Below are 877 nucleotides of genomic sequence, written 5' to 3' on the forward strand. Positions count from 1 at the left end.
CCACGCCCTAAGACTCTACCAACCACTTCATTCCACGGTAAATCCTCGGTAACACCAGTAACTTTATTTGAGATGATATATTTCTGGGCAATTATGTTCGCTTTCATAGAGCCTGTAATTTAAATTGTGTATCTGCCTGTTTTTGATATCTTCACGCCAACTACAGAGACAGGTAATTATGGACGAAAAGAAACTCAAAGCCCTTGCGGCTGAACTGGCTAAAGGCCTTAAAACCGAAGCCGATCTTAACCAGTTTTCCCGCATGCTGACGAAGCTTATCGTTGAGACAGCGCTCAATGCTGAGCTGACTGACCACATCGGGCATGAGAAGAACGCACCTAAAACGGGCTCCAATACCCGCAATGGCTACTCGTCAAAAACGTTGCTTTGTGACGACGGGAAAATTGAAATCAGTACCCCACGTGATCGTGAAAGCACCTTTGATCCGCAACTGATAAAGAAAAATCAGACGCGCATCACGCAGATGGACAGCCAGATTTTATCCCTGTATGCAAAAGGCATGACCACCCGTGAAATCGTCGCCACCTTCAAAGAGATGTACGATGCTGACGTGTCTCCCACGCTGATATCTAAAGTCACCGATGCGGTTAAAGAGCAGGTTGCTGAGTGGCAAAATCGTCCCCTGGATGCGCTGTATCCCATTGTTTACCTTGACTGTATAGTGGTGAAAGTTCATGGTTAGGAGATTGAATCGCTTCTTTTGATAGCACATAACCATGAATATCATGCATGGGCTATCCCCTTATGGTGCAGCTATGTGTGAGTTTATGTATGAAAATGCTGTCTTTGCCGTTTTTTTAACCTGAAATCCATTTTTCAGGCACACTGATCCAGACCCGGCATTCGCAGCCATCGC

At 45.6% G+C, this 877-nt stretch carries 1 pseudogene; it reads left to right on the top strand.

Annotation, left to right across the window (positions count from 1 at the left end):
- Positions 1–178: 178 nt before the first annotated feature.
- Positions 179–694 (top strand): annotated as a pseudogene (locus NG99_RS03265) (IS256 family transposase); the annotation flags it as partial.
- Positions 695–877: the final 183 nt, after the last annotated feature.

It is taken from the genome of Erwinia typographi, from assembly GCF_000773975.1.
Lineage (GTDB): Bacteria > Pseudomonadota > Gammaproteobacteria > Enterobacterales > Enterobacteriaceae > Erwinia > Erwinia typographi.